Origin of the sequence: Marinomonas aquiplantarum (genome assembly GCF_003314975.1) — a bacterium.
GTDB classification, from domain to species: Bacteria; Pseudomonadota; Gammaproteobacteria; order Pseudomonadales; family Marinomonadaceae; genus Marinomonas; species Marinomonas aquiplantarum.
This window is the reverse complement of record NZ_QNRF01000003.1, coordinates 196,807-222,063: the sequence shown is the minus strand read 5'-3', so window position 1 is coordinate 222,063 and position 25,257 is coordinate 196,807. Positions and strand designations below refer to the sequence as shown.

Annotated in this window: 22 protein-coding genes; 13 read left to right on the top strand and 9 right to left on the bottom strand. The window is 44.6% G+C overall.

The genetic code is table 11. The features are described from left to right. Window positions 1-48 precede the first annotated feature (48 nt). On the bottom strand, window positions 49-591 hold the full coding sequence (locus tag DFP76_RS06800; protein WP_113873903.1) for a hypothetical protein: 543 nt from the start codon (window positions 589-591) through the stop codon (window positions 49-51). Between the two features lie 167 nt (window positions 592-758). Here DFP76_RS06800 and DFP76_RS06795 point away from each other — a divergent pair, with 167 nt between their 5' ends. After that, window positions 759-1,037, top strand: a complete 279-nt coding sequence (locus tag DFP76_RS06795; RefSeq protein WP_113873902.1) for a hypothetical protein — start codon at window positions 759-761, stop codon at window positions 1,035-1,037. A 73-nt stretch (window positions 1,038-1,110) separates the two neighbouring features. On the opposite strand, the gene DFP76_RS06790 is transcribed toward DFP76_RS06795, so the two are convergent. Next, window positions 1,111-1,620 carry a CpxP family protein gene (locus DFP76_RS06790; protein WP_113873901.1) on the bottom strand — a complete coding sequence of 170 codons (510 nt, stop codon included), beginning with the start codon at window positions 1,618-1,620 and terminating at the stop codon, window positions 1,111-1,113. 180 nt (window positions 1,621-1,800) lie between these two features. Here DFP76_RS06790 and DFP76_RS06785 point away from each other — a divergent pair, with 180 nt between their 5' ends. Further along, window positions 1,801-2,490 (top strand): response regulator, encoded by a 690-nt coding sequence (locus tag DFP76_RS06785; RefSeq protein ID WP_113873900.1) that lies wholly within the window; start codon window positions 1,801-1,803, stop codon window positions 2,488-2,490. Next, on the top strand, window positions 2,490-3,875 hold the full coding sequence (gene cpxA / locus DFP76_RS06780) for an envelope stress sensor histidine kinase CpxA (RefSeq protein ID WP_113873899.1): 1,386 nt from the start codon (window positions 2,490-2,492) through the stop codon (window positions 3,873-3,875). Before DFP76_RS06785 ends, cpxA begins: the two co-directional genes overlap by 1 nt. Window positions 3,876-3,970: 95 nt before the next feature. On the opposite strand, the gene DFP76_RS06775 is transcribed toward cpxA, so the two are convergent. The 4 genes from DFP76_RS06775 to DFP76_RS06760 all read right to left on the bottom strand — a co-directional run bounded on the left by DFP76_RS06775 (window position 3,971) and on the right by DFP76_RS06760 (window position 7,961). Then, window positions 3,971-5,263 (bottom strand): NCS2 family permease, encoded by a 1,293-nt coding sequence (locus DFP76_RS06775; protein ID WP_113873898.1) that lies wholly within the window; start codon window positions 5,261-5,263, stop codon window positions 3,971-3,973. A gap of 121 nt (window positions 5,264-5,384) precedes the next feature. Beyond that, window positions 5,385-5,675, bottom strand: coding sequence for a Dabb family protein (locus DFP76_RS06770; RefSeq protein WP_113873897.1), 291 nt, complete (start codon window positions 5,673-5,675; stop codon window positions 5,385-5,387). Window positions 5,676-5,694: 19 nt separating this feature from the next. Then, window positions 5,695-7,011, bottom strand: coding sequence for a flavin-dependent oxidoreductase (locus tag DFP76_RS06765; RefSeq protein WP_113873896.1), 1,317 nt, complete (start codon window positions 7,009-7,011; stop codon window positions 5,695-5,697). 89 nt (window positions 7,012-7,100) lie between these two features. Further along, window positions 7,101-7,961: a TraB/GumN family protein gene (locus DFP76_RS06760; RefSeq protein WP_113873895.1), complete on the bottom strand. Its 861-nt coding sequence runs from the start codon at window positions 7,959-7,961 to the stop codon at window positions 7,101-7,103. A 516-nt stretch (window positions 7,962-8,477) separates the two neighbouring features. On the opposite strand from DFP76_RS06760, the gene DFP76_RS06755 reads away from it, so the two are divergent. The 10 genes from DFP76_RS06755 to DFP76_RS06710 all read left to right on the top strand — a co-directional run bounded on the left by DFP76_RS06755 (window position 8,478) and on the right by DFP76_RS06710 (window position 20,348). Then, the gene (locus DFP76_RS06755) at window positions 8,478-10,283 is read left to right on the top strand and encodes an acyl-CoA dehydrogenase C-terminal domain-containing protein (protein WP_113873894.1); all 1,806 of its coding nucleotides are present in this window, start codon (window positions 8,478-8,480) and stop codon (window positions 10,281-10,283) included. A gap of 63 nt (window positions 10,284-10,346) precedes the next feature. Then, window positions 10,347-10,661 carry an SCP2 sterol-binding domain-containing protein gene (locus DFP76_RS06750; protein ID WP_113873893.1) on the top strand — a complete coding sequence of 105 codons (315 nt, stop codon included), beginning with the start codon at window positions 10,347-10,349 and terminating at the stop codon, window positions 10,659-10,661. Between the two features lie 97 nt (window positions 10,662-10,758). Continuing rightward, window positions 10,759-12,456, top strand: coding sequence for an AMP-binding protein (locus DFP76_RS06745; protein WP_113873892.1), 1,698 nt, complete (start codon window positions 10,759-10,761; stop codon window positions 12,454-12,456). Window positions 12,457-12,541: 85 nt separating this feature from the next. Further along, entirely contained in the window at window positions 12,542-13,105 is a 564-nt protein-coding gene (locus DFP76_RS06740) for a DUF2889 domain-containing protein (RefSeq protein ID WP_113873891.1), read from the top strand. Then, window positions 13,102-13,854, top strand: a complete 753-nt coding sequence (locus DFP76_RS06735) for an enoyl-CoA hydratase-related protein (RefSeq protein ID WP_113873890.1) — start codon at window positions 13,102-13,104, stop codon at window positions 13,852-13,854. The genes DFP76_RS06740 and DFP76_RS06735 overlap by 4 nt, the downstream gene beginning before the upstream one ends. Before the next feature lie 234 nt (window positions 13,855-14,088). Continuing rightward, a complete protein-coding gene (locus tag DFP76_RS06730) occupies window positions 14,089-14,841 on the top strand; it encodes an electron transfer flavoprotein subunit beta/FixA family protein (RefSeq protein ID WP_063333066.1) in 753 nt (250 codons plus the stop codon). Beyond that, window positions 14,838-15,767 (top strand): electron transfer flavoprotein subunit alpha/FixB family protein, encoded by a 930-nt coding sequence (locus DFP76_RS06725; RefSeq protein ID WP_113873889.1) that lies wholly within the window; start codon window positions 14,838-14,840, stop codon window positions 15,765-15,767. The genes DFP76_RS06730 and DFP76_RS06725 overlap by 4 nt, the downstream gene beginning before the upstream one ends. A gap of 83 nt (window positions 15,768-15,850) precedes the next feature. After that, window positions 15,851-18,001, top strand: coding sequence for a fatty acid oxidation complex subunit alpha FadB (fadB, locus tag DFP76_RS06720; RefSeq protein ID WP_113873888.1), 2,151 nt, complete (start codon window positions 15,851-15,853; stop codon window positions 17,999-18,001). Between the two features lie 26 nt (window positions 18,002-18,027). Then, window positions 18,028-19,203: an acetyl-CoA C-acyltransferase FadA gene (gene fadA, locus DFP76_RS06715; protein ID WP_063333069.1), complete on the top strand. Its 1,176-nt coding sequence runs from the start codon at window positions 18,028-18,030 to the stop codon at window positions 19,201-19,203. A 179-nt stretch (window positions 19,204-19,382) separates the two neighbouring features. Beyond that, window positions 19,383-20,348 carry a D-2-hydroxyacid dehydrogenase family protein gene (locus tag DFP76_RS06710; RefSeq protein ID WP_113873887.1) on the top strand — a complete coding sequence of 322 codons (966 nt, stop codon included), beginning with the start codon at window positions 19,383-19,385 and terminating at the stop codon, window positions 20,346-20,348. Here the strand turns inward: DFP76_RS06710 and DFP76_RS06705 are convergent. From DFP76_RS06705 to codB, 3 genes are all read right to left on the bottom strand, one after another. After that, on the bottom strand, window positions 20,338-22,374 hold the full coding sequence (locus DFP76_RS06705; RefSeq protein WP_113873886.1) for a methyl-accepting chemotaxis protein: 2,037 nt from the start codon (window positions 22,372-22,374) through the stop codon (window positions 20,338-20,340). The two genes, DFP76_RS06710 and DFP76_RS06705, sit on opposite strands and share 11 nt — an antisense overlap. A gap of 143 nt (window positions 22,375-22,517) precedes the next feature. Continuing rightward, entirely contained in the window at window positions 22,518-23,765 is a 1,248-nt protein-coding gene (codA, locus tag DFP76_RS06700; protein ID WP_113873885.1) for a cytosine deaminase, read from the bottom strand. A gap of 208 nt (window positions 23,766-23,973) precedes the next feature. Then, entirely contained in the window at window positions 23,974-25,233 is a 1,260-nt protein-coding gene (gene codB, locus DFP76_RS06695) for a cytosine permease (protein ID WP_113873884.1), read from the bottom strand. Window positions 25,234-25,257: the final 24 nt, after the last annotated feature.

Below are 25,257 nucleotides of genomic sequence, written 5' to 3'. Positions count from 1 at the left end.
GACAAGCGCTTTTTTATTGTCTGATTTAACCTTGTTGCTTAAACGGACTTAAAAGCTCAAACGTAGTGAAGCGAACATGGCATCGTAGTTGTACCCAGCGATTTCCGCTGTGTCATAGTTGGCTGCCACTGAGAAGTTCTTTGTGACGTAATAGCGAGCCGCCACAGCAAAGCTGGAATCTGTGTCAGAGAAAACGTCGTCGTATTTGAACTTACCTTCCAGTTCAACGCGATCTGAAATAGTGGAGCGTATACCTGCAGTAAGACGGAAGCCTGTTTCGTCATTGCGGCCCAGATCCACTTCCACATATTGTAATTGTCCAAAAACATTGGATTGACTGCCAACACTGGAATACACACCAGCACCAACGGCCATGACATCCAAACTGCCGTATTCCGTTGATTCAAATGCAACATAAGGCCCGCCAGAGGTTTCAAATGCGCCAGAAAGGGAAGTGTAGTCATCATCAGAAGAGCTAACGTCTACTTTACCGAATCCATAATCAATGAAAGTAAATAATGACTCTGCATAAGTGCCTGTTGAAAGAGTAACCGCTGCGGTTGCTAAGCTAGATAACAAAATCTTTTTCATTTTTTCTCCATTATGTTAGTAAATGAAAATAGTTTGTATGTGTATTTCTATATCGACGACAAGAGAGCGAAGTTTAATCTCAATTTGGTTTTATTTTGATGACAGTGGGTTTCTTTTGATTGATGATATTAGGCAAAATACATTGATAAAGTGATTGGGATCGAGTTATGAAAGCGGTTTTGGAAAAGTTGTGTTCACCTATTTTAAACCTCTTTGAGGATGGTGAAGGGGCGTATGATTACAAACCATCCCACCGTAAAGTGCTCATTACGTTAGGGGTCTTGTGTTTGGTTATTGGTGCCATTTCGATTTATGTGACTTTGGTGACAGGGCAATTCGCAGGAATGATTCCAATTGTATTATTCTGTGGTACCGGTTTGGTTTGCGAAGTGGTTGGGTTACTTGGTAGTGATCGCGCTGTGGCCCGTATTTGGAAACGGAACTAAATAAGTATCTTTTAGCTGGTAGGTGATAAAAAAAAGGCAGCGTAAGCTGCCTTTTTTGTGTCTTGAATCGACCTTAGTGACGTTTACCTTTATGAGGCTTGTCGGCACAATCTTCAGCACGCTCTTGTTGAAGCTCAAAGAATGTCTCTTTTTGATCGGCCGTTAATACGCTTAGCATTTTATGTTGTTGGCTCAGCTTGTGTACTTGACGTTCAGTGCGTTTTTCACTCATTTCTTTTACCAGCTCAGTGGCTTTCGCTGGGTTAAAGTTATCAGCCATCATCAGATCTTTTAGCGCTTGCATGTGTGCTTCACGTGCTTGCATATCCGGTTTTGGCGCTTTATCAAACTCAGCTTTCATTGCTTCGCGGCTGTCTTTGCGTAATTCTTTCAATTGTTCTTTTTGGCTGTCTGTTAACGTCAACTCTTTCATCATACCGCGGTCAAAACCGCCCATACGACATTCTTGTTGTGGTCCGCGTGGGCCTTTACCTTCTTTGTCGCCGTGAGCAAAACTGCTGGTTGCGCCTAGGGTTAAAGGTAAAACAAGGGAAGCGATGATAAGTTGCTTTGTGAATTTCATAGTCTGATCCTCAATATGATTAAAGGTTGCTCTCTTTGGCAGTGTTCGACTGCATGTGAACTAGAATAGGATCTGCTAGGTAAAGCGCGGTCTAAGCATGGTAAAGTATCGTAAAGGATAAAATCTCAACGGGGTTTCAACGTAAAATAGACTTTAGGATCAGTAAGGTTTGAGAACGTGATGACACATATTTTAATTATTGATGACGATGTTGAATTGAGTGATTTGCTTAAAGAAGTGTTGTCATTTGAAAACTTCCAGATATCGACTGCTTATGATGGATTAGCGGGATTAGCGGCGATGAGTGAGTCCGTGGATTTGGTTTTATTGGATGTCATGATGCCGAAATTAAATGGCTTCGACACCTTGAAGCAGCTGCGTGAGAAGTGGTCGGTCCCCGTATTAATGTTAACCGCAAAAGGCGATGAAATAGATCGTGTTGTCGGCTTGGAGTTAGGTGCGGACGATTATTTGCCTAAGCCATTTAGCGAACGAGAGTTGCTGGCGCGTATTCGCGCTATTTTGCGTCGTACCCAAGCACCAGTGAGCAGTGAAAAAGCGTCAGATGGTGTGGTTTATCATGATTTAAAGCTGTATCCGGGGCGCTTAGAGGCGTATTGCCAAGACGCGTTATTGGATTTAACCAGCACAGAATTTGCTTTGCTACATTACTTTGTACAGCATCCGGGAAAGGTGTTAACTAAGGAAGATCTCAGTCTTGAAGTGCTGGGTAAGCGCCTTGCGGCTTTTGATCGTGCGGTTGACATGCATGTTTCCAATTTACGTAAAAAGCTGCCTGACTGGGACAATGGTAAAGCGCGAATTAAAACCTTGCGTGGTCGTGGTTATTTACTGGTGGAGAGCGCCTGATGCGGTTGCCAAAAATCACCAGCTTGTATGGCCGAATTTTTGCCATCTTCTGGTTTACCATGTTTTTAATCGTGATGGTGGTATTGACTCTGCCGCATTTAGACCCGCGCAAGAGTCGGGCTATCTCGCCACCTCATCATGATATGATGTTAAAAATGCGCGATCGGCTTGAGGAGCGTTATGCCGAAGCTCACAGCATTGAGCCAGTGATTGCCATATTGGAAGGGCGCCCGCCACGTAATAAAGACAAAGATGACCGTCGTCTACGTATGTTCTTAACAGACCTTGACGGCAATATTGTTACAGTGGGGAAGCGTTCCGATTTCCTTGATCGTTCTTTGCGTAATTTTGTTTCCAGTATTGAAAATCCTGAAATACCTCGCCAACGCTTGTATGGCAAAACGATGTTTTCTGGTCCCATTCCCATCTATCTTGCGCGTCAAGATTATTATTTAATCTTTGCTCACCGCTGGAATGAACCGCCGCATTTCTTATTACAGTTGTTTGATCATCCTCTGCGTTTGCTCTTGGTTGTCATGCTGGTAAGTACGCCATTTTTACTCTGGTTGGCATGGGCGCTGAGTCAACCAGCGAGGCGCTTGGAAGAAGCGGCTAAACGTGTAGCGCAAGGTGTGTTTGAAACGGACCCAGAATTGGAGAAAGGCACTCAGGAGTTTCGTCAAGCAGGGGCCAGCTTCAACCAAATGGTCGAAGCCGTCAATATGATGATCAGTCGTCAGCAACGTTTGTTATCGGATATTTCTCATGAATTGAGATCCCCTTTAACTCGATTGCGTATGGCGCAGGCGTTGGCGTCTCGTAAACAGGGGGAAAGTTCCGAGCTGGAGCGGATTGATATTGAAGCGCAACGACTGGAGCAAATGATAGGTAAGCTGCTTGAGCTATCGAGCTTGCAAGTGGATAGTCACCTCACCCGTGAACGTCAGCCGTTATCGAGTTTATTGGAAGGCTTGTTTGCAGACAGTCAGTTCGAAGCAGAGCAAAGACATAAGCAAGTTGAGCTACCAGACATTCCGGCCTGCGACATTATGTGTCATCCACAATTGTTAATGAGCGCTCTGGAAAACATTATTCGTAATGCCATTTGTTATAGCCACAGCCTAGTTAAGGTGTCTCTGGTATTGCAGGACAAGCGCCTCATGGTTTGCGTAGAAGACGATGGCGATGGTGTGCCTGATGATGAATTAGAGTCTATCTTTAGACCATTTTATCGCGTATCTACCGCACGAGATCGTCATTCTGGTGGTACAGGGCTAGGGCTCGCTATTACTGAAAATGCTATTCGTCAGCACAACGGTCATATACAGGCGAAGAAAAGTTCTTTGGGTGGCTTGATGATTGAAGTGGTGTTGCCTTTGTCCTAGTTCATTTTTAAAAATGGCAATGAACTGAAGCAATATTTAAGGAAAAAAAATGGGAAGCCAATTGGCTTCCCATTTTTTTATGGTGGTCGCCAGTCTTACACGAAGATAAAGAACTTAGCGATAAACAAAGCGGCTAAAGTATAAACAGCAAGGCTAACTTGCTTGCCTTGGCCTGAAAGTAGCTTGATCACAGCATAGCTGATGAAAGACAAAGCGATACCATCGGCGATGGAGTAGGTTAGCGGCATAGTGAAAGCGGCAATTAATACAGGTGCAGCTTCGGAGATGTCTTCCCACTCAACACGTGCCAAGCTGCTGGTCATCAACACAGCAACGTACATTAGCGCACCTGCAGTCGCGTACGCTGGGATAGAGCCAGCTAATGGCGCAAAGAACAAACTCAACAAGAAAAGCGCAGCAACCACGACAGCAGTAAGACCAGTACGGCCACCCGCAGCAACACCTGAAGCACTTTCAATGTAACTTGTTGTTGAAGAAGTACCTAGAGCGGCACCTGCAACAGTGGCAGTAGAGTCGGCTAACAAGGCTTTCTTTAAGCGAGGCAATTTACCATCTTTATCCAACAAACCACCACGCTGACCAACACCGACTAACGTGCCAGAAGTGTCAAACAGGTCAACAAAGAAGAAAGCAAATACCACACTGATCATGCTGATTTGGAATGCGCCTTCAATGTCCATCGCAAGGAAAGTGGGTGCAACGGAAGGTGGCATAGACACTAGACCGCCAAACTGATTTTGGCCAAGTATCATAGACAACACGGTGATAACCAAAATACCAATCATTACCGCGCCTGTTACATTAAGGTAAGCAAGTGCGCAAATAATGAAAAAGCCCATCAGACCGTAAATAGCAGAAGGTGATGACAAATCGCCTAGAGCGACCATAGTGGCTGGATTTTTGACGATGATGCCCGCATTTTGCAGAGCAATCATAGCCAAAAATAAGCCGATACCTGCCGCAATACCCAGCTTCAAAGAAGAAGGAATGGCATTGATGACCCATTCACGAATACGGAAGATACTGATGATGATGAACAAAATACCAGATAGGAAAACTGCACCTAGCGCTTGTTCCCAAGAGTAGCCCATGCCCAATACAACACCGTAAGTGAAGAAAGCATTAAGGCCCATACCTGGCGCCATCGCGATTGGGTAGTTGGCGTAAAGGCCCATAATCAAACAGCCAATTGCGGCCGCAAGACAAGTGGCAACAAATACCGCGCCTTGGTCCATGCCAGCTTGCGCTAGAATGGATGGGTTTACAAAGATAATGTAAGCCATGGTTAGGAAGGTAGTAATACCGCCAACCACTTCGTTTCGCACGGTTGTATTATGTGCTTTTAGTTGAAATAAACGTTCAAGCATTGATTTGCCTTAATTGTGGTTTATAAATTTGAGGGTTTAAAAAACGGCGTTAGTATAAAAAAATAAGGCGGATTTGTGCAGTTAATATTGAAAAAATATTAACTGCACCATATTGGCGGGGTTATTTATCGAAGTCGATGGCGCCAACATCGGCCACATGAGGATCGTTAAACGCCATGATTGCTTGGTGTTCAGGGTGAGTCTGATAACGACGTAAATCTTCAATGGAAGCAAATTGCATATCCAATATGAGATCCCAACTGCGCGCTTCTTTTAACTCGTCCCTGCCAATATGCAGCGTTTTAATTTCATCAATGCGACCTTTCAATGCTTGCATCTTTTCAACAAACGCGTCGATGTGATCGGCCGATGTGTTGTCTTGATATTTGATAAACACATAATGTTGCAGCATGTAACTTCCTCTTATCCGCTTAAGACGCTTTTTGGTTGGCGTTTTGTGTTGGTGTTGGTGCGTCTGTGTTTATAGTGGGGGCTGCATGATTAAGAGCCTCCATCGCATAGCCTGCAGCTGCTTTGTATTTGGCCATCAAATCTTGGCGCTCTTGTGCTGGAAAAACGGCTTCAATGTCATCAAATACTCCACCGCAGCGTTTATCTAGCTCATTCAAAATGACAAAGGGACCGGCACCACGATTGCGTAATACCACTTCGGAAATGCCAGCACACAAACGGTCATTGAAATCCGTTACAGCAGCTTGGGTGACACCAAATTTCAAGATGGAAGCGCCTAGCTCGCGAGCATCGACAATGGCCTGACTCGCGCCATTGGAGCCAGTCGGGTACATGATGTGTGCAGCGTCGCCCATTAAGCAGACATGACCATCTACCCAACTTGGTACGGGGTCTCTATCTATCATTGGGTATTCGAATACTTCTTCCGCGCCTCGGAGTAAGCCTTGAATGTCTACCCAATCATAATCCCAGCCTTCAAAGTGATGAATAAAGTCTTCTAATTGGACTTTTTTGTTCCAATCACCGCTGGTCCAACCCTCAGAGTTGTCCATGGTAACCTCAGCGATCCAGTTGACGGTCGCTAAGCCTGTGTCAGGGTCGGCAGGTGTAATAGGGTAGAACACGATGCGATGGTGATGAGTACCTAACCCGACAAAGGAAGCCCCAGTGCGAATGGGTTTTGCTTTTGCGGTTCCGCGCCACATAACCGCACCGCCCCAGTGAATAGGGGGTTGTTGTGGGTACATTTGCGCACGTACGGCAGAGTGCAAACCATCGGCGGCAATCAATAAAGCCCCTTCTAGTTCGATCTGCTCTCCGTTGGTTAACGCCACTGTGGCGATGACACCGTCCGCTGTATTTTGATAGTGCGTTACTTTATGACCGGTTTTGATGGCCTCTTTACCAAGGCGCTCAATCGCGGTGCGGTATAGCAACATTTGGAGCTCACCACGATGTACAGAATACTGTGGCCAATGATACCCAGCATCTAGCCCTCTAGGTTCACTGTATACCTCTTTACCATTGAGGCCTACTAAGGTCCATTCTTTCGTTTGAATGCCAATGGTGTCTAGTGATTTTTGCTCTAACCCCATGTCATATAATTCGCGAACAGCATTGGGTTGGATGTTTATGCCGACACCAAGGGGTTTGAGTTCCGCTACGGATTCAAGTACTAAACAAGGTACGCCAATTTGGTGAAGTGTTAAGGCAAGGCTTAAGCCGCCAATACCGCCCCCAGCGATTAAGACCGGCTTTTTGTTATTGGGTGTCATAGTTGTTGTAGTCCACAGTTTTTGCTTTAAACGGTTATTATCTCTAACCCTGCTGCGGGATACAATCTTATTCATCCTGTGACAGGGAGTCAGAGCTGTTCGATCCGATAACCTTTGCTTTTTAAACTCTGCAAAAGACTGTCTGGCCCCGCTAGATGTAAGGCTCCAACCATAATGAATTCAATTTCTGCTGTGTTGATTAGCTGCTCTATCTTAGGGAGCCAATTTTGATTTCGTTCAGCAATCAAGGTGTGATAAATCGTAGGGTAACTCTGTTGAAGTTCATTTAACTGCTGTTTTGCCAAGCTATCTAACTGGCCATTGCGCCAGCTTAGTTTCAACGCTTGTAATGAGTCCGCCATGCCATTGATGTCCTCAAGGGTGTAATTAATTAAGTCATTTGGGTCAATTTGATTAAGACTACTCAAGATGCGAAGTTGCTCATCCGGTGATTCTAACCATGCTTGAGCTTTTTGATCCTGTTTGGCTTTTTCAGCATAGAATGCATCGACTCCTATTTGGTTCATACCAAGTTGTTTGAGTTCTTGCATGCTGAGTAAAAGAGACAGTCCACTGGGCGTAAAGTGTTCAATACTTTCACTGGTGATGTTTCTTGATTGGAGATATTGGAAGAGGTTGAGGTAGGTCGGTTTATTTAAGATGTGATGGATTTTAGTGTCATCAGAATAGGTGATGGTGTCTTGAAGTTTGCGTTGGAAATAGGGCTGATTTAGTGCGGTGATATCGGTTTCAAAAACGACTTTATCCGCCACGGAGTAGGCTTGGTCATAGGCGCTTGGTAATGGATAATCCGAGGCGCTCAACATATGAATTGTTCCGCCTAAGTAGAGATGCTTGGTCTCCGTGGATATTTTCCATACGGACGCCGCTTCTGCTTGTAACCCAAGCACCGCGATGAACATTAAAGCACTGTGTTTTAAGTTTTGCATAGGGTGTTGATCCGTCTTTATAAATGAATGTCAGCGCCAATACATTGCCCAATGTGAAGAAGGTACGAATAGGTCGTCTGAACATCAGCCCCATCAGAGAAACGCCTTCTTTAAGTCATTACATGGTTTCCTTAATAAATGAATTCTACAGCATGACGTGGTGGGGGAAAGTCTCATCTTGATGCTTTTTTATTCGTTTATGCCATTTTTTTATGAGCGGACAATGTGGCTAAAGAGGTAAAAACATATCCCATGACAATAAGGGGTGATGATCAATGTTAGTTTTTATAACTTGTTGAAATTAGAGCGTTGAAATTCATTTCAAGGGTGTGTGGAGCGGTTTGATTTACGAATTGTTCATGTTGGGAAGGTTCAAAAAAAATCGCTTGGTGTATTTTGTCATTAACTTTGGCATCTTTTGTTATTGAGAGAATGGCTGTTATAGACGACTCTTTCTAACATCGAAAGAGTTCATTTTGGAACTGTTCCAACAAAAACAATAAGAGGTCATAGGCCATGCCTGAATATAAAGCGCCCTTGCGCGACATCAAATTTGTCACAGAAGAAGTTCTGGATATTTACGGTCATTACGCAAAACTGCCTGGTGCTGAAGAAGCAACACCAGATATGGTATCTGCGATTCTAGAAGAAGGCGCTAAGTTTGCAGAGCGTGTTCTTTCTCCTTTAAACCGTGTTGGTGATCAACAGGGTTGTCAGTTCAATGAGGGTGTTGTTACCACGCCAGAAGGTTTTAAAGAAGCTTACCAGCAATACGTTGAAGGTGGTTGGCCATCTTTGTCTCACCCTGAAGAAATGGGTGGTCAAGGTTTGCCAGACTCTCTAGGTATGTTGGTCACAGAAATGATTTCTACGGCAAACTGGTCTTGGGGAATGTACCCAGGTTTGAGCCATGGTGCGATGAACACCATCGAGCAACACGGTACGGATGAGCAAAAACAAACGTATCTAAGCAAGCTCGTATCAGGTGAATGGACTGGTACCATGTGTTTGACTGAACCGCATTGTGGTACTGACTTAGGTATGTTGAAAACCAAAGCAGAACCTCAAGAAGATGGTAGCTATGCCATCAGTGGTACAAAAATCTTTATTTCTGCGGGTGAGCACGATATGGCGGACAACATTGTCCACATTGTGTTGGCGCGTCTGCCTGATGCACCAGCTGGTACTAAAGGTATTTCATTATTTATTGTGCCTAAGTTCAACGTGGATGACGCAGGTGAAAAAGCCGACCGTAACCAAGTGGCTTGTGGATCCATCGAGCACAAGATGGGGATTCACGGTAATGCGACTTGTGTGATGAACTTTGACGGTGCAAAAGGTTTCTTAATTGGGCCACCAAACCGTGGTTTGAATTGCATGTTTACCTTTATGAACGCAGCGCGTTTGGGTACGGCAATGCAAGGTTTGGCTCACTCTGAATGGGCGTTGCAGAATTCTGTGGCTTACGCTAAAGATCGTCTGCAAATGCGCGCTTTGTCTGGTGCAAAAGCACCTGAAAAAGCCGCAGATCCAATTATTGTTCACCCTGATGTGCGTCGTATGTTACTGACTCAAAAAGCCTTCGCAGAAGGTGGTCGTGCAATGATTCATTATTGTTCTATGTTAGTGGATAGCACTAAGCATGGCAGCAAAGAAGAGAAAGAAGAAGCAGAAGAGTTGATGTCTTTGTTGACACCAATTGCGAAGGCTTTCTTGACGGAAACAGGGTTTGAAGCGGCTAACCAAGGTTTGCAGGTATTTGGTGGGCATGGCTTTATTGCTGAGTGGGGTATGGAGCAAAACGTACGTGATTGCCGTATCGCGATGCTTTATGAAGGTACAACCGGTATTCAGGCACTGGACCTTTTGGGTCGAAAAGTCCTGATGACCCAAGGTGCTACCTTGCGTCGATTTACTAAAATGGTTCACAAGTTCTGTAAAGAGCACAAAGGTGATAAGCGCTTTAAGTCTTACATCACGGCACTGGATAAGCTCAACAGTGAGTGGGGTGATGTCACCATGAAGATTGGTATGAAAGCGATGCGCAACAAAGAAGAAGTCGGCGCTGCGTCTGTAGATTACTTAATGTTCTCTGGCTATGTGGTGTTAGCGTATTTCTGGGCACGTATGGCTGTTACGGCGAAAACCAAGTTAGAAGAGGGTACGGACGAAGTCGGTTTCTATACCGCTAAGTTGCAAACAGCGACTTTCTACTACGAGCGTATTTTGCCACGCACTAAAGCTCATGTGGAAGCCATGTTGTCTGGTGCAGATAATCTACTTGCAATGGAAGAAGACAATTTCTTATTCCTAAATGCTTAATAACAAAATGGCACACCATACTATGTGGTGTGCCTGATAAATAGAATATTGAAGAGGTGTACTATGAGCGAAGCTAAAGCGGTTTTTGATGCGATGCTAGGTCGTTTTGACGCAGATGAAGCGGATGATATGGAAGCGGTTTTTCAATTTGACTTAGATGATGCAGAGAACTATCACTTAAGTATTGAAGACGGAAAATGTGAAATGGGTGAAGGTGAGCATGATGATCCAACCGTGACCTTAAGCATGGACCTGGAAACCCTTAAAGATGTAATGAGTGGCGAATTAGATGGCATGCAAGCCTTTATGCAAGGTAAAATTCGTGCAGATGGAGACATTATGCTAGCCACGAAATTGACGCAAATCTTTCCCCAATAAGTTGAAATTTTGCGCAACGCTCTTAAGGCTCAACTGCTAAACTGTAGTTGGGCTTTTGCATTTCTCTCCAACATAAAAAAAACAACTGGAGCTTTTTATGACAATGGATACTTCTCTAAATAACAACGCAGAAAACGAGAAAGTGCCAGGTAGTTATTTACCAGACTCGCTAAACCCTAATGGTTATCAATGTCTAACGGATGTACTTGCAAAAGCGGTTAATAAATACGCCGACTTGCCTGCCTACACAAGTGTGGGGCGCACCATTACTTACCGTGAACTGGATGAAAAATCTAACGAGTTTGCGGCCTACCTGCAAAATGAAACAAACTTATCTCCTGGCGATCGTATTGCCATCCAATTACCTAATATCATTCAATATCCGATTGTCCTTTTTGGCGCCATGAAAGCGGGTATGGTAGTGGTAAATACGAATCCGCTTTATACACCTAAAGAATTGGAACATCAGTTTAATGATGCCGATGTTAAAGCTTTAGTGGTGTTCGCTAATATGGCGAGCAATGTGGAAAAAATTCTTGCTAAAACCAGCATTCAGCATGTCATCATCACAGAAATTGCCGACTTGCATTCACCTGTAAAGCGTTTATTGGTGAACTCTGTAGTGAAATACGTGAAGAAGATGGTACCGCCATATCATATACAGGGTGCGCTTACGTTAAACCAAGCTTTAGCTAAAGGTCGTGGTAAGGTGGTTGAAAAAGTATCAACTAAGCCGGCGGAAATTGCAGTGTTGCAATACACAGGTGGTACGACTGGTGTTGCTAAAGGTGCCATGTTAACGAATGCCAACTTGTTGGCTAACATGTACCAATTGAGTTCCCGTCTTGAGTCCATCATTGATGAGCGCACCGAAACCTACATTGCCCCTTTGCCTTTGTATCATATCTACGCCTTCTTGATTCATGGCTTGACCTTGTTACAGCGTGGTGCGCACAGCATTTTGATTCCAAATCCACGAGACTTGCCAGGTTTTGTGTCTGAACTTAAAAAGTGGAAGTTCACTGGTTTTGTGGGACTAAATACGCTTTTTGTTGGTTTATGCAATCGTGAAGATTTCCGCGCGTTGGACTTCTCTAGTCTTAAATTGACCTGTTCGGGTGGTATGCCACTTACTCACGCTGCAGCCGATGAGTGGAAACGCATTACCGGATGCCAAGTGGTTGAAGGTTACGGTTTAACGGAAACCTCACCTGTTGTGTCATTCAATCCAATTGGTAAAGAACGTATCGGAACCATAGGTTTGCCAGTCGGTGAAACGGACATCAAGATCCAAGGTGATAATGGTGAGGCGTTGCCACAAGGTGAATCTGGCATGTTGTGCGTGCGTGGCCCACAAGTCATGAAAGGGTATTGGAATCGTGAAGAGGCCACTCGCGAAGTGATGACCGAAGACGGTTTCTTGATTACTGGTGACATTGCCATGCAGCATGAAGACGGTTACTTGCAAATCGTTGATCGTGCTAAAGACATGATCATAGTGTCAGGTTTTAATGTTTACCCTACAGAAGTGGAAGATTGCATTTCCTCTCATCCTGCTATCTTAGAGTCCGCTGCCATTGGTGTGCCAGACGACAAAACCGGTGAAGCGGTAAAAGCCTTCGTGGTGATGAAATCTGATGAAGCAATGGATATTGATACTCTGCGTCTATTCTGTAAGGAACATTTGGCCGCTTATAAAGTGCCGAAACACATCGAAGTGCGTACTGAGCTACCTAAAACAAATGTCGGTAAAGTTCTACGTCGTGCCTTACGTGAAGAGGAAATGGCCAGCTAAGGCTGGACTTAACCCTAAGAAACCGCTGGGCAATTAGCTGTTTCTTAGGTGTTTTCTTTCTTTACGCCTTTTCTAGGAGAGAATGATGACGCAAGTGAAACGTCAGTTGCTGCATCGGCGTCGCATTGAGTCCTATGGTTTCTTGCGTGACGACGGCTTATGGGAAGTCGAAGCCACTATGCAAGACCTTAAGGCTCAAGATGTGTACCGCGAATACGATGGTAGCCTAGTTCCTAAAGACAGTCCTTTTCATGATATGTACGTTCGCCTCACGCTCGACGATAGCTTTCTCATTAAAGACATTGAAGTGTCTATGGATGCTTTTCCGTTCCCTGGTTGTGGCGGTGCTGTGCCTGCGTTTGATGTTATTAAAGGTACTCGTATTGGGGCTGGCTGGAACCGTTGGTTAAAGCAAACCTTTGCCGGTAAGTCTGGTTGTACCCATATTATGGAGCTATTGCCAGTAGCGGCGACAACGGCCTTTCAAACTATGTGGCAGCCGTTGAGTGAAAAGTACCCACAGCAGGTGCCAATTGCGATTGGTAAATTAGTGAATACCTGTCAAGGTTGGGCTGATGATGGTCCTATGGTTAGAAAACTGGTGGATGAACAAGTACTAACATTGCCGAATGAGGAGCATCAGTCATGAGTGAATTTGTTACTGAAAGCATTGAATCTGGTATTCAATACATCTGTTTGAATCGAGTTGAAAAGAAAAACGCTATTACATTAGAGATGTATCAGGCGTTAACGCAGGCTTTGCAGTCTGCCCAGAACAATGCTGAGGTAAAAGCCAGTATGATCTATGGCGCTGGGCCAGATTTTTCTTCAGGTAATGACATCAATGAGTTTCTGCAAATTGCCCAAGCACCAGATAAGATGGAAGCCATCATGGCGTTTTTGCAAATGTTGACGCGTTATCAAAAGCCTTTAATCGCCGGGGTTGAGGGGCGAGCTGTCGGTGTTGGTGCAACCATGTTGTTGCATTGTGATATGGTGGTGGCATCACGTCATGCTAAATTGCAGTTCCCATTTGTACAGTTAGGCTTGGTGCCAGAAGCCGCATCAAGCCACCTTCTACCGCAATTAGTAGGGCATCAAAAAGCGTTTGAGATTCTAATCTTAGGGGATTTTGTTGAGTCTGAAGAGGCGAAAGACATGGGCTTGATCAACCATTTGTGTGAGCCGGGCGAAGCCTTTAAAGTTGCGCAACGATATGTAGAGAAAGTGGCAGCGTTACCTGTTGAGGCCGTTGCCCTCAGTAAAGATCTGCTCAAGCATCGAGCGCAAGACGATGTGCAGATGGCTTTGATGCGAGAAGGGCGGATTTTTAAAGATAGATTAAAATCCAAAGAAGCTTATCAAGCTTTCGCATCTTTTCTTTCCCGTAATAAATAAGTCGCTGCGAGTGTGCCGATGAGCCTCACCTTTTGGTGGGGCTTTTTTGTTTGTACGGTATTTGTCATTTGTTTTATTGAATTCGGTCTAAACTCAAAGAGCGTAAACCGCTGGAATCACTTTGGAATTATCCTCTTGAATATTTTTGTTAGTTAACTGGCGCTTTTTTGTTATTGATGAAAATCGCTCTCAAACTAATATAGACTGCAAGAAAATAATAAATATGAGGGACTTATGAAAATCCTAGTATCTGTTAAACGAGTTATTGATTATAACGTTAAAGTTCGTGTTAAAGCCGACCATACTGCGGTCGATTTAACGAACGTTAAAATGTCTATGAACCCTTTCTGCGAAATCGCTGTGGAAGAGGCTATCCGCCTGAAAGAGAAGGGCGTAGCGTCTGAAGTTGTGGCGGTTTCTATCGGCTCTAAAGCTTGCCAAGAAACTTTGCGTACCGCCCTTGCGTTGGGTGCTGATCGTGCCATTCAAGTAGAAGCAGAAGACGATGTTGATTCTCTCTCTGTCGCAAAATTGCTAGCGAAAGTTGCGCAAGAAGAGGCGGCTGATTTGGTCATTATGGGTAAACAAGCGATCGATTCTGACAATAATCAGACAGGTCAAATGTTAGCGGCTTTGTTGGATTACCCTCAGGCGACCTTTGCTTCTGAAGTAGTGATCGAAAACGGTGAAGCGCAAGTGACACGTGAAATTGATGGTGGTCTGCAAACATTGGCCGTGACATTACCAGCAGTGGTAACCACTGACCTACGTTTGAATGAGCCGCGTTTTGCCTCTTTGCCAAACATCATGAAAGCCAAAAGAAAGCCTCTGGATGTAAAAACGCCTGCTGATTTGGGTGTGGAAATTCGCTCTAACGTTAGTGTGGTATCGGTTACGCCTCCACCAGAGCGTGCTGGTGGTATCAAAGTAGGCTCTGTTACTGAGTTGGTAGATAAACTTAAAAATGAAGCGAAGGTGGTGTCATGAGTATTTTAGTCATTGCTGAACACGATAATAAGTCTCTTAAACCGGCTACTTTGAATACGGTGACTGCGGCGTCACAAATTGGTGGTGATATTCATTTGTTGGTTGCAGGTTTTGAATGTCAAACGGTGGTTGAACAAGCTGCCGCTGTTGCTGGCGTAGCAAAAGTATTGGTTGCCGATAACCAAGCTTATGAGCACCAGTTGGCCGAAAACACCTCTAAGTTAATTATTGATGTTGCTGAAGGCTATACGCACATTTTAGCGCCCGCTACTACGACAGGTAAAAATACCTTGCCTCGTGTGGCCGCTTTGCTTGATGTGGCTCAACTATCTGATGTCATCAAAGTGGAATCAGCGGATATCTTTGTTCGACCTATCTATGCAGGTAACGCCATCGCCACCGTTAAGTCCTCTGATTCCGTTAAAGTGATGACGGTTCGTGCGACAGGTTTTGATGCGGCAGCAAGCGAAGGTGGCAGTGCTGAACGTGAAGTCTTGTCGCAAGTTATCGCTGCAGACAAGAGTCGCTTTGTAAAAGAAGCATTGGCAGAGTCTGATCGTCCAGAGTTAACCGCAGCGAAAGTGGTGGTGTCTGGTGGTCGAGGTATGGGGAATGGCGACAACTTCAAACTATTGGAAGGTGTGGCTGACAAACTGGGTGCTGCCGTCGGTGCTTCTCGTGCTGCAGTAGATGCTGGTTTTGTACCGAATGATCTACAGGTAGGTCAAACGGGTAAAACCGTTGCCCCTGATCTGTATATTGCCGTGGGGATTTCTGGTGCCATTCAACATTTGGCTGGTATGAAAGATTCCAAGGTGATTGTGGCGATCAACAAAGATGAAGAAGCGCCAATTTTCCAAGTGGCGGATTACGGTCTGGTAGCGGATTTGTTTGACGCGGTGCCAGAACTGGAAAGCAATCTATAAGTATTCCCTAGGGAAAACGATTTAATCTGGGCCCAGTTCATTTCTGTTGAGCTGGGTCATAATAAAAATAATTGGAGACCAGCATGATTTTCGAAGGACAAGCAGTCAAGGTTGCAGTCGATGATGCAGGTGTGGCAACCGTCACTCTGGATTTGGCCGGTGAGTCGGTTAACAAGTTTAACAGTCTTACGTTAAGCGAATTAGCAAAAGCCGTTGATGTTCTTAAACAAACTGATGACCTAAAAGGTGTCGTCATTGCCAGTGCAAAAGACGTTTTTGTTGTCGGTGCCGACATCACTGAATTTACCTCATGGTTTAAATTGTCAGATGAAGATTTGACAGACAAACTGCGCGATGCACATAACATTTTTAATGACATTTCCAACTTACCTTGCCCAACCGTAGCGGCCATTAATGGCATTGCACTCGGTGGCGGTATGGAATTGGTATTGTCATGTGACTATCGTGTGATGGCTGATTCCGCGAAAATTGGTCTTCCAGAAACGCAACTAGGTATCTACCCAGGTTGGGGTGGTACAGTGCGTCTACCTCGCCTTATCGGTGTTGACAATGCCTGTGAATGGATCTGTGGCGGTGCGCAAAAACGCAGTGCCGATGCTATGAAAGATGGTGCAGTTGATGCTGTTGTGTCGGCTGATAAAGTTCAGGGATCTGCGCGCCACCTTATCCAGCAAGTAATCGATGGCAAGCTAGACTACAAAGCACGCCGTGAAGAATTGCGTGCGCCAATGGAATTCACACCAATTGAAAAAATGATGATTTTCGAATCTGTTCGTGGTGTGGTTGGGGCGAAAGCCGGTAAACATTATCCGGCACCAATGGCGGCGATTAAAACCATGGAAAAAGGCATCAGCCAATCTATGGAAAAAGCCATTGAGACGGAAATTAAAGGTTTCATTAAGCTTGCTAAAGGGCCTGTAGCCAAATCTTTGGTGAACTTGTTCCTAAGTGATCAAGCCATTAAGAAAACCGCAGGCAAAGTATCGAAAGGTGCGACGCCAGTGAAGCAAGCTGCGGTACTAGGAGCAGGTATTATGGGTGGCGGTGTCGCTTACCAATCTGCTTCGAAAGGCACGCCGATTATCATGAAAGACATTCGCCAAGAAGCATTGGATCTTGGTTTGAGTGAAGCGAACAAGTTGTTCAATGGCCAAGTTGAGCGTGGTCGTTTGACCACAGATAAAGCGCTTAAAGCCATGAATGGTATCACTCCAGCATTGAGTTATGGTGAGTTTGAACACGTTGATCTAGTGGTGGAAGCCGTCGTTGAAAACGTGAAAATCAAGCAGTCTGTCTTGGCTGAAGTAGAGGGTAAGATCGCTGATGACGCGATCTTGACATCCAATACGTCGACCATCTCAATCACAGAATTAGCGAAAGCCTTAAAACGCCCAGAAAACTTCTGTGGTATGCACTTCTTCAACCCTGTGCATCGTATGCCATTAGTAGAAGTTATCCGCGGTGAAAAAACCAGTGATGAAGCGATTGCTAAGACTGTTGCTTACGCACAAGCCATGGGTAAAACCCCAGTGGTAGTAAACGATTGCCCAGGTTTCTTGGTAAACCGAGTTCTTTTCCCTTACTTCGCAGGTTTCTCTTTGATGATGCAAGAAGGTGCGGATTTCCAAGTGGTTGATAAGACTATGGAGCGTTTCGGCTGGCCAATGGGCCCGGCTTACTTGCTTGACGTAGTGGGTGTGGATACGGCTTATCATGCGGATCAGGTGATGGCGGATGGTTTCCCGGATCGTATGAAGCACGAAGGCAAAAATGCGGTTGATCGTTTGTTTGAACTTGAGCGTTTTGGTCAGAAAAACGGTAAAGGTTTCTACGCTTACGAGCCAGATCGCAAAGGTAAGCCGAAGAAAATCTTTAATGAAGAAATTAATGAGTTGCTCGCCCCTGTTGTGACCTCTAAAACGGAATTAAGCGAAGACGATATTATCGCTCGTATGATGATTCCATTATGCATCGAAACCGTTCGTTGCTTGGAAGAGAACATTGTCTCTTCTGCTGCTGAGGCGGACATGGGCTTGATTTACGGTATCGGTTTCCCTCCATACTTGGGTGGTGCTCTGCATTACTTGGATCAGATGGGACTGCAAGCATTCTGTGATCTTGCAGATAAATACAGCCACTTAGGTAAGTTGTACGAGCCAACCGCGAAAATGCGTGAAATGGCGAAAAACAACGAAACTTACTACAGCGCTTAATTGCCCAAAGGAAGAGGAGAATCTCCATGAAACTGAATCCAAATGATGTCGTAATCATCGACGCAGTTCGTTCACCTATGGGTAAATCCAAAAATGGTGTGTTTCGTAACGTGCGTGCGGAAAATTTATCTGCAGGTCTAGTAAAGGCCTTATTCAAACGTAATCCAGATGTTAATCCTAATGACGTCGAAGACCTAATCTGGGGCTGTGTAAACCAGACTCTAGAGCAAGGTTTTAATATGGCACGTGCCGTGTCTTTGTTGGCTGGTTTGCCAATCACATCGGCAGCGCAAACGGTAAACCGTCTATGTGGTTCCTCAATGTCTGCGATCCATACTGCGGCTCAAGCCATTATGACAGGCCAAGGTGATGTGTTTGTGGTAGGTGGTGTTGAGCACATGGGCCACGTTGGCATGATGCATGGGGTAGATGTTAACCCTGCCTTATCTAAGCACATGGCAAAAGCGTCCATGATGATGGGTGTAACAGCGGAAATGTTGGGCAAAATGCATGGCGTCAGCCGTGAAGCGCAAGATGCCTTTGCTGTTCGTTCTCATCGTCTTGCTCATGAAGCGACGCTTCAAGGTCGTTTTGATAACGAACTTGTCGCCATTGAAGGTCATGACGCAGATGGTAATAAGATCTTAGTTGAAGTAGATGAGGTGATTCGCCCAGAAACGTCTATGGAATCTTTAGCGGGTCTGAAACCTGTTTTCATGCCAAAAGTAGGTACGGTAACCGCAGGTACGTCTTCTGCTCTGTCTGATGGTGCATCAGCGATGTTGATGATGTCGGCTCAAAAGGCACAAGACTTGGGCTTAACGCCAATTGCCAAAGTACGCAGTATGGCAGTAGCGGGTTGTGATCCAGCGATCATGGGCTATGGTCCAGTACCAGCGACTAAGAAAGCACTTAAGCGTGCGGGTCTGACGATTGATGATATCGATATGGTGGAACTAAACGAAGCCTTCGCTGCGCAATCTATTCCTGTATTGAAAGACCTTAAATTGATTGATTTGGTTGATGATAAAGTCAACCTAAACGGTGGTGCGATTGCTCTTGGACACCCATTGGGTTGTTCTGGTACACGTATTTCCACCACTCTGCTTAATGTGATGCGTGATAAAGACGCAACACTCGGGCTTGCTACCATGTGCATCGGCATGGGGCAGGGCATCGCAACCGTCTTCGAGCGAGTGTGATGCTGATAACTTGTCGAATGCTACTTCGATAAGATCTATCTCTAACTTCTGTCTTTTGCCCCACCTTGTGTGGGGCTTTTTTTTGCCTGCTAGGTTATTCGCCATCGTGACTCTGTGGCGATTCTGTATCATGATAACCAATCGAAAGATCCGTTTAGATGTGTATTAAGGAGTTCTGCATGAAGATTGCCGTATTGGATGATTATCAAGACAGTGTTAGACATCTGGCCAGCTTCGCCTTGTTAAAAGATCATCAAGTGGTGATCTTCAATGACACTTTCAATGAGGATGAATTGGTTGCGAAATTGGGTGATGTGGAGATCTTGGTACTGATCCGCGAACGGACTGTTATCACTGAAACACTGCTAAAACGACTGCCTAACCTCAAACTCATTAGTCAGACCGGTAAAGTCAGTAACCATTTAGACCCAGCATTGTGCCACCAGTATGGCGTGGAAGTAGCGGAAGGTGTTGGTTCTCCTGTGGCACCGGCTGAGCTTTGCTGGGCTTTGATTATGGCGGCGAGTCGTCATATCCCAACCTATGTGAATCAGTTACAACAAGGTCAGTGGCAATTGTCCCAAGAACTTGGTTTGGGGCGAACACTCAATGGGCAAACTTTGGGTATTTGGGGATACGGAAAAATCGGCCAGCGTATTGCGCAATTTGCTAAAGTGTTTGGTATGCAAGTAATGATTTGGGGCAGTGAAGCCTCACGTAAAAAAGCCTTGGCGGATGGTTTTTCGGCCGCTGAGTCTAAGTCTCAATTTTTTCAATCGGCCGATATAGTGTCGTTGCATTTGCGCCTCAATGAGGCAACCAAATATTGTGTGACCAAAGCAGATTTGGCTCAAATGAAGTCTGATTCTTTATTCGTCAATATCAGTCGTGCGGAGCTGGTTGAGTCGAGAGCTTTGTTTGACGAATTAAGTCGTGTGCCCAGTAAACGCGCCGCGGTGGATGTCTATGAAAATGAGCCAGCGAATGCACAAAATGAACCCTTGTTAGGCTTACCTAATGTCTTGTGTTCACCGCATCTTGGCTATGTTGAGCACAATAGTTACGAGTTGTATTTTAACGCGGCTTTTGAAAATGCAGTGGCTTTCGCGGATGGAAAACCACAACAACTTGTCCCTAGACTTTAAAGCTGTCAACTTGTTTATTTAGCCCTTGATAGAGTGTTGAAATATGCTCTGATTGATTTCTGACCAGGGAGGAAACCTCTTCCGCTTTTTCAGTTTGTTCTTTTAATGACATTAGATTCTCGTTAATGCTATTCGCAACAGTGGATTGCTCTTGTGTGGCTTGTGCTGTTTGAGCCGCCATATTTTGAACTTTATCAAAAGACTCTTTTAATGAGTCAAAGGTTTGAGTGACTTCATCAAAGTTAGCAGCGGTATTATTAACGTTAGAACGGCTGTTTTGCGTAACACTCAACGACTTTTGTACATTAATTTTTAGTTGATCTATGGTGGTTTCTATTTCATCCGTACTGTCTTGAGTACGCGTAGCAAGCGTACGAACTTCATCGGCAACCACAGCAAAGCCTCGCCCTTGTTCTCCCGCTCGAGCGGCCTCAATGGCGGCATTTAGTGCTAGGAGGTTGGTTTGTTCGGCAATGTTACGAATCACTTCCAGAACCGATGCAATGGCTTCCGAGCTTTCTTCCAGTTCTTTGGCCCTTGTTAATGATTCCTCTATATCACCGATTAAACCTGCAATGGCATCGTGAGAGGTTTTGACGGCCTCGATACCTTGTTGAATAAGGTTGGTTGATGTGGTGGCTTCAGTGGCAGTTTCGGTGGCGACATCTTCCATCTGCTGATTGGCCATGTTCATTTCATGACCAGCGCTGACGATGGAATCCGAAACGGTGGCTAAGGTCTTGGTGATTTGAGTGGTATCGTCTGACGCGCTTTTTAATTCATTGGTCATTTTACCTAATGAATTAGATTGTTTATGAATACTGGCAATAATCAGACGAAGCTGTTCGACAAAACCATCGAATTCTTTTGCTAAATCCCCTAATTCATCTTTCGAGGTTGAGTTGATTTTTTGGGTTAAATCACCATCGCCTTCTGCAATCTCTTTTATACGCTGAGTCATGTCTTTGACATCTTTCGTCAATTTAAGCGGAATGAAGTAGCCAAATATCATGGCAATTATAAAGGAGATGGCAATGATCACCATGGCAATTTCTTGATAAGACTTCACTTTTTCTTGAGTAATTTCTTCTGCCGTTCTGGAGTAATTTCTGACGGTTTCGCCGGCTTGATCCAGCATTTCTCGAATGTCGGAAAAAACCTTATCGGCAATCATAAAGCTGTCTGAAAGCATGATTTTACTTTCAATGTTGGGAGAGTCGATAAGTGCTTCACTTGCTTGGAACCACTCATTAAATAAGGTATCGAACTCACGATATGGTTCGGTAAGGAAAGGCTCAGAAACTAATAAACTGCCATAAGTATGGAAACGCTGTAAGGCTTGTTGGGTATTTTCTTGAAAAGACAGTTTGTTTTCTGCAAAGTCACCCACGCCATTAATGATTTTTTGCTGACTCAGTCTGGCCTGATATAGATCTCTGTCGGCATTAAGGACTTCACTTATTGCTTCAATATAATGCTGTAAATCCAGATCAGAACCATACTTTTTTTCCATAGCATGGGTGTGATCTCTTAGCTTTTCACCTGCTTCATCCAGCATATTTCGAATCACCATAAACTTCTCATCAAGTTCTAGAAATTCTTGTGAAATAGTGACTTGTGCTTTTGAGGTAATGGCTAATTGGTTACTGGCAGTAAGCCATCGATTATAAAGTGCTTCAAACGATTCAAAAGGTTGAGTTAATTCAGCAGGTTCGTCTTCAAGGTGTTGTAAAAATAGCTGAAAACGATCATAAACTTGTTGGGCGTTTTCTTCATAATCCTTTAAGTTTTGCTCTCTGTGGCCATCGTTTGCGTATAATTTCTCTTGCGCCAAGCGAGCTTGATAAATATCGCGATCGGCATTTAGCACTTCAGAAATGGCCTCAAAATAATGCTCTGTTTGCACCCCCATGGTGTGTTTTTGAAAATTACTCATAAACATCATGAAGACAAATAGGGCCACTAAAATGAGAGCAAGCGATATGATTGGCATCATGACTTTTAATCGAATTGAATGAATGCGCATTTTTGTTCCCTTTACCTAGTAATATGGACTGTACAAAAAATAGTCTAGGTTATGTGAGAAGTATTATGCCAAAATTGTATTCATTTAATTTGTAAAGTTTAGTAAAAAGAAAGGCTTAGAGATTTCTTTAGTCATGAGCCGTTTTAATTTATTAGATAATCGAGTGTTAATAGTTTGGAGGCTTGCCGTTGCATAATGATCTCGCCAGCTCGTATTGACAGCAACACTTCACCTTGACGACGAATGACACTGTAATCGTCTTCGCCTTCCAATAAAATGCAGTTTGCCGTTTTGCCAACTTCAATGCCGTAATCTTCTATGCACAGAGTTTTTGCACTGTTATTCGTAATAAGGTCGAGTGCTTGGCGATAGTCTTGATAGCCCATCATTTGGCAGATATGAAGGGCAAAATCTAAGGTTCTCAATAACTTGCCATTGCCTAAGGAATACCAAGGGTCAAAAATAGAGTCTTGGCCTAAGCAGACATTCATACCGGCTTCTAATAGCTCTTTTACGCGAGTCACTCCACGGCGTTTTGGGAAGCTATCAAAACGGCCTTGCAGATGAATGCTCTCCGTAGGGCAAGAAATGAAATGGATGTTTGAATTTTTCAATAAGCGGAACAGCTTTGAACAATAGGCATTATCGTAAGAGTGCATCGCCGTCGTGTGACTGGCGGTGACCTTGTGTCCCATGTCATGTTGCAACGCTTCGTAAGCAAGGAATTCTAAAAAGCGTGAGTTGGGGTCGTCAATTTCATCGCAATGCACATCCACTAAGCGATCGTATTTTCGTGCTAAAGCAATTAAGGTTTTGACGGATTCTTCACCGAGTTCTCTGGTGTATTCAAAGTGCGGGATGCCGCCGACGACATCGGCGCCTATTTCCAACGCTTGTTCCATCAAGTCCAAACCGTTTGGGTAAGACAGCATGCCGTCCTGTGGGAAAGCGACCACTTGAATATCAATTTTGTCTTTCAATTCATCGCGAATCGCACACAATGTCTTTATGCCAATTAAACTAGGGTCGGTAGTATCTGCGTGGGTGCGAATAGCCTGTACGCCATTTTGCACCAGCAATTCGATGGTGGACATGACTCGGCGACGGATATCCGCTTCATCCAGCATGGGCTTACGCTGACGCCAGCGTTCAATGCCTTCGAATAGAGTGCCACTTTGGTTCCACTCGGGTTCTCCGGCGGTCAGTGCCGCATCCAAGTGTATATGAGGTTCCACAAAGGGCGCACAAATAAGGTTTTGTTGCGCATCTATTTGCCCCTCCGTGGCTTGAATAAACTGAGTTTGTGAGGTGATTTTGGTGAACTTGCCGTGTTCAATATCAAGTGTAAAAAGTTCGGATTCGTGACGTAAACGGGCGTTAATAATTTGCATAAGTGTCTTTAATCCTTGGTTTACAAAACGGAGCTGAGCATTATTTAGCAAACCGTTCGTTGGTATAGAAGTTAGTCATGTGTGTCATAAAAATCAGTTTTCTGTCATCCAAAGTTAGATGAATTCGCTTTTTGAAAATGAGACCAACACTCTTTGTGTTGGTCTCTTGTAAATTGAGAGCAGCGACGCCAGGTTTGCTCACGAATGCTTAAGGACCTTCCTTAACTGCTGTCTTAGGTTGATTTTGTGTAATCAGAGTGAGTACAGCATAAACCAGAATGGCACTGATCACACCCACAATGGGGGGTAATATTGGTGAGGTATAGGCCGCCGCCGAGGCGATAACATAAGCCACCAAGCCCGGCCAATGGAAAGCGGGTAATTGGCTGGTTTCAAGGCTTGGGTATTGACCCTTATGACGAATCCAGAAGTCCGCCATGATAATGCCACCAATGGGAGGAATAAAGGTACCAAGTAAAACCAAGAAAGGAATTAAGAAATTGTACATACCAAAAACAGCAAGCAAAGTACCAATGGCGGCCCCCACTAAAGTAACTGTGCGGCGTTTATCTGTTCGCACTAGGTTACAACCTGCCACGGCAAAGTTGTAAATGGTGTTGTCTTGTGTGGTCCAGATGTTCATAAACAACATGAGTATCGCCAGTACCAAAAAGCCTTGCGCTAACATAACATCCACAATGTCGGCTTGTTGATAGATAAGGGTTCCCAATGCGCCAGTAAGCACCATAAGCCCATTACCAATGAAAAAAGCCGCCATGGTGGCGATAATGGCCACTTTGCCACTGCTGGCAAAACGACTCCAATTAGTGGCTTGCGTACCACCACTGATGAAAGTACCAATCATTATGGTCACCGCCGCGGTGAAACTGAGGCTCTCGGTGGTTTCAATGTTGAGCAAGCCAGCCATACCGCCCACATCCACTAAGCCGGTATAAAGACTGATTAAAATAAAGATCAGCATCAGCGGCACAGCAAATCGTGACAAGATATCCATGCCTTTGAAACCTATCATGGCGGTAATGCAGAAGGCCATGCCAAACAAAATCATCAAAGGCGTTTGCCAACTTTCGGTGATGCCGGTTACTTTTACCAGCACAATCGCTAATGTTGCAGTGCCCCACGCATACCAACCAATCTGGGTGAAACCCAATACAAAATCAGACAGTTTACTGCCGACTTCACCAAAACAATAACGTCCCATTAATACACTGTTTAAACCACTTTTAAAGGCGATATAAGCAAGCGCAGAAGCGTAAGCTCCAAGCAAGAAATTGCCTAGTAATATCACCCACAATAGTTCAGAAAAAGAAAAGGCCTTACCTAATGTTCCTCCAGCCCACATGGTGGCGGTGAAAAAGGTAAAACCCAACAACACAAACGCCATCGGCAATAAGCCTCGACGCGCACTTTGTGGAACTTCCGATAACGGATAATCAGACTGGTTCATGACACTCTCCTTTGGATGATTTTT

Excerpts from the sequence above, each read along its gene's own strand:
- DFP76_RS06800 (WP_113873903.1), bottom strand. The coding sequence starts at position 591 with ATGAAAAAGATTTTGTTATCTAGCTTAGCAACCGCAGCGGTTACTCTT.
- DFP76_RS06795 (WP_113873902.1), top strand. The coding sequence starts at position 759 with ATGAAAGCGGTTTTGGAAAAGTTGTGTTCACCTATTTTAAACCTCTTT.
- DFP76_RS06790 (WP_113873901.1), bottom strand. The coding sequence starts at position 1,620 with ATGAAATTCACAAAGCAACTTATCATCGCTTCCCTTGTTTTACCTTTA.
- DFP76_RS06785 (WP_113873900.1), top strand. The coding sequence starts at position 1,801 with ATGACACATATTTTAATTATTGATGACGATGTTGAATTGAGTGATTTG.
- cpxA (WP_113873899.1), top strand. The coding sequence starts at position 2,490 with ATGCGGTTGCCAAAAATCACCAGCTTGTATGGCCGAATTTTTGCCATC.
- DFP76_RS06775 (WP_113873898.1), bottom strand. The coding sequence starts at position 5,263 with ATGCTTGAACGTTTATTTCAACTAAAAGCACATAATACAACCGTGCGA.
- DFP76_RS06770 (WP_113873897.1), bottom strand. The coding sequence starts at position 5,675 with ATGCTGCAACATTATGTGTTTATCAAATATCAAGACAACACATCGGCC.
- DFP76_RS06765 (WP_113873896.1), bottom strand. The coding sequence starts at position 7,011 with ATGACACCCAATAACAAAAAGCCGGTCTTAATCGCTGGGGGCGGTATT.
- DFP76_RS06760 (WP_113873895.1), bottom strand. The coding sequence starts at position 7,961 with ATGCAAAACTTAAAACACAGTGCTTTAATGTTCATCGCGGTGCTTGGG.
- DFP76_RS06755 (WP_113873894.1), top strand. The coding sequence starts at position 8,478 with ATGCCTGAATATAAAGCGCCCTTGCGCGACATCAAATTTGTCACAGAA.
- DFP76_RS06750 (WP_113873893.1), top strand. The coding sequence starts at position 10,347 with ATGAGCGAAGCTAAAGCGGTTTTTGATGCGATGCTAGGTCGTTTTGAC.
- DFP76_RS06745 (WP_113873892.1), top strand. The coding sequence starts at position 10,759 with ATGACAATGGATACTTCTCTAAATAACAACGCAGAAAACGAGAAAGTG.
- DFP76_RS06740 (WP_113873891.1), top strand. The coding sequence starts at position 12,542 with ATGACGCAAGTGAAACGTCAGTTGCTGCATCGGCGTCGCATTGAGTCC.
- DFP76_RS06735 (WP_113873890.1), top strand. The coding sequence starts at position 13,102 with ATGAGTGAATTTGTTACTGAAAGCATTGAATCTGGTATTCAATACATC.
- DFP76_RS06730 (WP_063333066.1), top strand. The coding sequence starts at position 14,089 with ATGAAAATCCTAGTATCTGTTAAACGAGTTATTGATTATAACGTTAAA.
- DFP76_RS06725 (WP_113873889.1), top strand. The coding sequence starts at position 14,838 with ATGAGTATTTTAGTCATTGCTGAACACGATAATAAGTCTCTTAAACCG.
- fadB (WP_113873888.1), top strand. The coding sequence starts at position 15,851 with ATGATTTTCGAAGGACAAGCAGTCAAGGTTGCAGTCGATGATGCAGGT.
- fadA (WP_063333069.1), top strand. The coding sequence starts at position 18,028 with ATGAAACTGAATCCAAATGATGTCGTAATCATCGACGCAGTTCGTTCA.
- DFP76_RS06710 (WP_113873887.1), top strand. The coding sequence starts at position 19,383 with ATGAAGATTGCCGTATTGGATGATTATCAAGACAGTGTTAGACATCTG.
- DFP76_RS06705 (WP_113873886.1), bottom strand. The coding sequence starts at position 22,374 with ATGCGCATTCATTCAATTCGATTAAAAGTCATGATGCCAATCATATCG.
- codA (WP_113873885.1), bottom strand. The coding sequence starts at position 23,765 with ATGCAAATTATTAACGCCCGTTTACGTCACGAATCCGAACTTTTTACA.
- codB (WP_113873884.1), bottom strand. The coding sequence starts at position 25,233 with ATGAACCAGTCTGATTATCCGTTATCGGAAGTTCCACAAAGTGCGCGT.